Source organism: Thioalkalivibrio thiocyanoxidans ARh2, assembly GCF_000385215.1.
Classification (GTDB): Bacteria; Pseudomonadota; Gammaproteobacteria; order Ectothiorhodospirales; family Ectothiorhodospiraceae; genus Thioalkalivibrio; species Thioalkalivibrio thiocyanoxidans.
The window spans coordinates 1-5,536 of record NZ_ARQK01000013.1 but is presented as its reverse complement, the minus strand read 5'-3'; the positions used below and the strand labels follow the sequence as shown (position 1 = coordinate 5,536).

Sequence of the window (5,536 nt, the reverse complement as noted above, 5' to 3'; positions counted from 1 at the left end):
CGCACGGCGTTGCGGCTCCCTTGTGCAGAATGACTGCACGGCAGTCGCCGCGCCTTGTTCGCACGCAAAAGCGACTCGAGCGCGAGCGTGTACATCCATCAGCGTTTCCCACGCATCCCCCGTGGCAGGACGGGCAAAGCTGCGTGCGAAGTCATGCCCCGGTAAACTCCCGCCGTCTTCCCAGCGCGACCCCTAATCCGCGGAGCGATTCATGAACCTGGCCCTGTTCGACCTCGACAACACCCTGCTCGCCGGCGACAGCGATCACGCCTGGAACCAGTTCCTGGCCGAGGTGGGCGCCGTGCACCCGACCTGTCACGCCGAGACCAATGACCACTTCTACCAGGAGTATGTCGCGGGGACCCTCGACATCCACGAGTTCTGCCGCTTCGCGTTCAGCCCGCTGGCCGAGCACCCGCGCTCGCAGCTGGAAGAATGGCGGGAACGGTTCATCGAAACACTGATCCGCCCGATGATCGCCCCCGGGGCTCAGCACCTGCTGGAAAAGCACCGGATGGCCGGCGACGAGCTGGTAATCATCACCGCGACGAACCAGTTCGTAACCCAGCCGATCGCCGAGATCCTCGGCGTGGATCACCTGATCGCCACCCTCGCGGAAGAGCGCGAGGACGGGGAGTTCACCGGTGAACTGACGGGCGTGCCCTGCTTCCAGGAAGGCAAGATCGAGCGTCTGCGCCAGTACCTCGCGGATCACCCGGACCCCGAGGGCACCATCGCACAGGCCAGCTTCTACAGTGACTCGCGCAACGACATCCCGCTACTGGAGCAGGTCGGCCGCCCGGTGGCCGTGGACCCCGACCCGACCCTGGCCGCGCATGCCCGCGAACGGGGCTGGCCAGTGATCTCGCTGCGCGAGCCGGAAGGCTCGGTCAGCTGAACAGACCGGCCATCTGCTCCAGCCGCTGACCGGCCGGAGTATCCCCCTTGCCGGCGGCCACAACCGCATCGCGGTAGCCGGTCACGAGCTCCGGCACCACGGCCGTCACCTGCTTGCGGCGCAGACGCCCGGCGCCAGTGACCGGCCAGGTCGCGCGGAAGTCACAGTTGTCCAGCGCATCACAGACCCAAAGGCTCCATTCGTGCCGCGTGACATCGATCTCGTGCTGGCGGATCACCAGGCGATAGACGTGCTGGGCATTCATGTCCGCCATGCCCACCCCGGGGCCCACGTGCTCCACCTGCAGCTCGGCGGCGATCCGGTTGATCTCCTGCTCCAGCGCGGCCAGGGCCTGGTCGACCTCCGCATTCAGCGTACCGCCGGCCTTCGCGGCGGCGACCAGGGGGCGGAGGGACTCGACTTCGAACTCGTGGCTCATGCTGCGTACACTCCCGGGATTCATAACTGGAAACGCCCCGGGGGTGCCGGGGCGCGCGCAACCTTAGCACGGGAGCCCCCATTCATGAATCATCCCCCGATCGCGCTGACCATTGCCGGCTCCGACCCCGGTGGCGGCGCGGGCCTGCAGGCCGACCTGACCACGTTCACACGCCTCGGGGTGCACGGGGCCACTGCGGTGACCGCAATCACCGTGCAGGACACCCGGAACGTAGTGGACTTCACCGTGCTGCCGCCGGAGCAGCTGCGCGCCCAGATCGAAGTCACCCTCGCGGATCTCGAGCTCGCGGCGGTCAAGATCGGCATGCTCGGCTCGGTGGAGAACGTCACCATCGTCTCCGCGCTGCTGAGCGCGCACCCGCACATCCCGGTGGTACTGGACCCGGTGATGGTCGCCGGCGGCGGCGGGGCACTGGCCACCGAGGCGGTGGTCGACGCCACGCGCGAGGCCCTGCTGCCGCGCGCCACGCTGATCACCCCGAACGGACCCGAGGCCGCGCGCCTGGCCCGCAGCGAAGACCCCGCGCAGTGGGGCCACCAACTGCGCCAACTGGGCGCGCTCAACGTGCTGGTCACCGGCGGGCACGAGGGCGCCGAGCAGGACCCGATCATCAATCGTCTCTACCGCGAGGACGACCACATGCGCCCGTTCGAGCTGCCGCGCCACCCGGCCGGCTTCCACGGCTCCGGCTGCACCCTGGCCGCGGCGATCGCCGCCTTCCTCGCCCGTGGCCGTGACATCGAACCGGCCGTGATCGAGGCCCAGTCCTTCATGAACGATGCCATCGCCCGCGGCTATGCCCCCGGCCACGGCCAGCACATCCCCAACCGCCTGTGCCCGCATGACGACTGACAGCCGAGCGCCCCTGCGCGGGCTTTACTTCATTACCCCCGCAGTGCCGGAGGGCGCGGACCCGCGCGCCACCCACCTCGCCCATGCCACGGCTGCACTGCGCGGCGGCGCCAGCCTGATCCAGTTCCGTGACAAGGAGCTCGCGGGCGACGCGCGCGAGGCGATCGCCCGCGAGCTAGTCGCCCTCGCCCACACGCACGGTGCGCGCTGCATCATCAACGACGACACCGAGCTGGCCGCGCGTATTCAGGCCGATGGCGTGCATCTGGGCCGCGACGACCCGGACCCGACCGCGGCCCGCGCGCTCCTGGGGCCGGACACGGTCATCGGGGTCTCCTGCTACAACGAGCTGGCGCGCGCCGAAGCCGCCGCCCGGGCCGGCGCGTGCTATGTCGCCTTCGGCACCATGTTCGCCTCCCCGACCAAGCCGGAGGCCGCCTTTGCCGGGCCGGAACTGATCCGCCAGGCACGCGCGGCCCTGGACCTGCCGATCTGCGGCATCGGTGGAATCACCCCGGACAACGCGGCCGAGGTGGTCGCGGCCGGGGCGGACCTGGTCGCCGTGATCCAGGGCATCAGCGCCGCGCCCGATCCGGAGGCCGCCGCCCGGCGCATCAGCACACTGTTCGACTGACCACTTTGCACGCGCCCGCGGCCGTCGCTATGGTTGCCGGGCCCACCGAATCCCGAACTCAACGAAAAACAGGACATCGTCATGCAGGAAACCGAGCGTCTGTTCGAGGCCGCCAAGCAGCATATCCCCGGGGGCGTGAATTCCCCGGTCCGCGCGTTCAAGGGCGTGGGCGGCACCCCGATCTTCATGGACCGCGCCAACGGTGCCTACATGTGGGACGCCGACGGCCAGCGCTACATCGACTACATCGGTTCCTGGGGCCCGATGGTCGCCGGCCATGCCCACCCCGAGGTGATCGAGGCGGTGCGCGAGGCCTGCAACAACGGCCTGTCCTTCGGCTGCCCGACGCGGCTGGAGAACGACATGGCCGCGAAGGTCTGCGAACTGGTGCCGTCAATGGACCTGGTGCGCATGACCAACTCGGGCTCCGAGGCGACCATGAGCGCGATCCGGCTGGCGCGCGGCTACACCGGGCGCGACCGCATCGTGAAATTCGAGGGCAACTACCACGGCCATGGCGACTCGCTGCTGGTGAAGGCCGGCTCCGGCGCCCTGACCCTCGGCCAGCCGAGTTCCCCCGGCGTGCCGAAGGAGCTGGCCGCACTGACCAGCACCCTCACCTATAACGACCCGGACGGCGTGCGTGCCTTCTTCGCCGAGAAGGGCGACGAGGTCGCCTGCATCATCGTCGAGCCGATCGCCGGCAACATGAACTGCATCCCGCCGGAACCCGGCTTTCTCGAGACGCTGCGCGAGGTCTGCGACCAGCACGGCGCAGTGCTGATCTTCGACGAGGTGATGACCGGCTTCCGCGTCTCGAAGAACTGCGCCCAGGGCTATCTCGGCGTCACCCCGGACCTGACCACGCTGGGCAAGATCATCGGCGGCGGCATGCCGGTGGGGGCCTTCGGCGGCAAGCGCGCGATCATGGAACACCTCTCGCCGCTGGGTCCGGTCTACCAGGCCGGCACCCTGTCCGGGAACCCGATTGCGATGACCGCCGGGCTCAAGACCCTGGAGATCCTGTCCCGCCCGGGCTTCCACGACGAGCTGGAGCAGCGCACGCAAAAGGTCGTCGCGGGCTTCGAGGAGGCCGCGCGCGAGGCCGGGGTCGCCCTGACCACCAACCAGGTGCCGGGCATGTTCGGCCTGTTCTTCTCGGACCAGAAGGTCACCGACTTCGCCGGCGCCACCGCCTGCGACACCGCCGCCTTCGGCCGCTTCTTCCACGCGATGCTGGGCGAGGGCATCTACCCGGCCCCCAGTGCCTTCGAGGCCGGCTTCATGTCCAACGCCCACTCGGACGCAGACCTCGACGCCACCATCGAGGCCGCCCGCAAGTGCTTCAAGGCGCTCTGAGCGCCTGCCCCGTCTCGCCGGGCCGGCCGGGGCCATACCCGCCGGCCTGGCCCCTGCCTGACGCCCCCACCCTCCCAACCGGCTCATGCTCGAGACCCTGACCCAGTCACCACCAGGGGAACACTGATCAATGTACACGCTCGCTGCTTTGTCGCTTTTGCGTGCGAACAAGGCGCGGGGACTGCCGTGCAGTCATTCTGCACAAGGGAGCCGAAACGCCGTTCCCGCACCCGTTTTTGATAACAACGGGCGGCCGAGCCCCTTGGGGTTGGTACCCCAGGTTCCCCGATCCTGCGTTGCGCCGCTTGCGGGTAGAACCACTACCCGCTGCGCGACGCGCCTTGTCTCGGAAAACCTGGGGCACCAACGCGAGTGTGTACATTGATCAGCCTGGGCCTGCTGTTCGTGGCCCTGGGGCTGGTCGCCGGCATCCCGGCCGGGATGTTCGGCATCGGCGGCGGGCTGATTCTGGTGCCGGTGTTCGTCGCGATCTTCAGCCTGCTGGCGTTCGACTCGGCCAGCCTGGTGCAGCTCGCGGTCGGCTCCTCGCTGGGCGCGATCATCCCCACCGCGATCCTGTCGGCCCGCGCCCACCACCGCCGCGGCGGGGTAGACGGCACGGCCGTGCGCCGCCTGCTGCCGGGGATCATCGTCGGGGCCCTGCTCGGGGCCTGGCTGGCCACGCGCATCGACTCCGACCACCTGGGGCGCATCTTCGGCGCCTTCGAGGTCGCGATCGGGATCTGGATGCTGGTGAACGTTCAGCCCCCGAAGGCGCCCATACCCCGACGCAGCGTATGGCTGGGCGGCGGCACCGTGATCGGGGCCGTCTCCTCGCTGATCGGCATCGGCGGCGGCACGCTGACCACCCCGTTCCTGGTGAGCCAGGGGCTGGAACTGCGCCGCGCGATCGGCTCGGCCGCGGCCCTCGGCGTGCCGATCTCGATCGGCGCGAGCCTGGTGTTCACCCTGCCGCAGTGGACCGATCCGGCCTACCAGGCGCCGGAGTGGGCACTGGGGTATCTCTACCTGCCCGCCATCCTCGGCGTGGTCATCGGCACGGCCATCAGCGTACGTGCGGGTGTCTGGCTGGCGCACTATCTGCCCGTGGGCGTCCTCCGACGCGGCTTCGCCGGCGTGCTGATCCTCGCCGGCATCCTGATGCTCCTGCGCTAATCCAGCGCATCGCAGCGCCTCCCATACGTAACCGCGCGATCATGTGCCTCCGCCTGCCTTGTTGAGGCTGGGCCTGGTTCGGCATCCGGGGTTTACGTGCCTTCGGTCCGCATACTGCCGTGCGCTCACTCGCGAGCGCGCCGCGAGGTACTTTCTT

6 protein-coding genes are annotated in these 5,536 nt (G+C 69.3%); 5 read left to right on the top strand and 1 reads right to left on the bottom strand.

The window, feature by feature from the left end; translation table 11 throughout:
- Positions 1-211: 211 nt before the first annotated feature.
- Positions 212-898, top strand: coding sequence for a histidinol-phosphatase (locus G372_RS0100240; protein ID WP_019624623.1), 687 nt, complete (start codon positions 212-214; stop codon positions 896-898).
- Here the strand turns inward: G372_RS0100240 and G372_RS0100235 are convergent.
- Positions 891-1,337, bottom strand: coding sequence for a hypothetical protein (locus G372_RS0100235; RefSeq protein ID WP_019624624.1), 447 nt, complete (start codon positions 1,335-1,337; stop codon positions 891-893). The two genes, G372_RS0100240 and G372_RS0100235, sit on opposite strands and share 8 nt — an antisense overlap.
- Positions 1,338-1,421: 84 nt before the next feature.
- Here G372_RS0100235 and thiD point away from each other — a divergent pair, with 84 nt between their 5' ends.
- The 4 genes from thiD to G372_RS0100215 all read left to right on the top strand — a co-directional run bounded on the left by thiD (position 1,422) and on the right by G372_RS0100215 (position 5,379).
- Positions 1,422-2,210, top strand: coding sequence for a bifunctional hydroxymethylpyrimidine kinase/phosphomethylpyrimidine kinase (gene thiD, locus G372_RS0100230; protein ID WP_019624625.1), 789 nt, complete (start codon positions 1,422-1,424; stop codon positions 2,208-2,210).
- Complete coding sequence (gene thiE, locus G372_RS0100225; protein WP_026340430.1) at positions 2,200-2,844, top strand: thiamine phosphate synthase; 645 nt, start codon at positions 2,200-2,202, stop codon at positions 2,842-2,844. The genes thiD and thiE overlap by 11 nt, the downstream gene beginning before the upstream one ends.
- Positions 2,845-2,925: 81 nt before the next feature.
- Entirely contained in the window at positions 2,926-4,203 is a 1,278-nt protein-coding gene (gene hemL, locus G372_RS0100220) for a glutamate-1-semialdehyde 2,1-aminomutase (protein ID WP_019624627.1), read from the top strand.
- Positions 4,204-4,644: 441 nt separating this feature from the next.
- Positions 4,645-5,379: a sulfite exporter TauE/SafE family protein gene (locus G372_RS0100215; protein WP_244263174.1), complete on the top strand. Its 735-nt coding sequence runs from the start codon at positions 4,645-4,647 to the stop codon at positions 5,377-5,379.
- Positions 5,380-5,536: the final 157 nt, after the last annotated feature.

What these genes read in the sequence shown, in the direction of transcription:
- G372_RS0100240 (WP_019624623.1), top strand. Translation starts at nt 212, where the DNA reads ATGAACCTGGCCCTGTTCGACCTCGACAACACCCTGCTCGCCGGCGAC.
- G372_RS0100235 (WP_019624624.1), bottom strand. Translation starts at nt 1,337, where the DNA reads ATGAGCCACGAGTTCGAAGTCGAGTCCCTCCGCCCCCTGGTCGCCGCC.
- thiD (WP_019624625.1), top strand. Translation starts at nt 1,422, where the DNA reads ATGAATCATCCCCCGATCGCGCTGACCATTGCCGGCTCCGACCCCGGT.
- thiE (WP_026340430.1), top strand. Translation starts at nt 2,200, where the DNA reads ATGACGACTGACAGCCGAGCGCCCCTGCGCGGGCTTTACTTCATTACC.
- hemL (WP_019624627.1), top strand. Translation starts at nt 2,926, where the DNA reads ATGCAGGAAACCGAGCGTCTGTTCGAGGCCGCCAAGCAGCATATCCCC.
- G372_RS0100215 (WP_244263174.1), top strand. Translation starts at nt 4,645, where the DNA reads ATGTTCGGCATCGGCGGCGGGCTGATTCTGGTGCCGGTGTTCGTCGCG.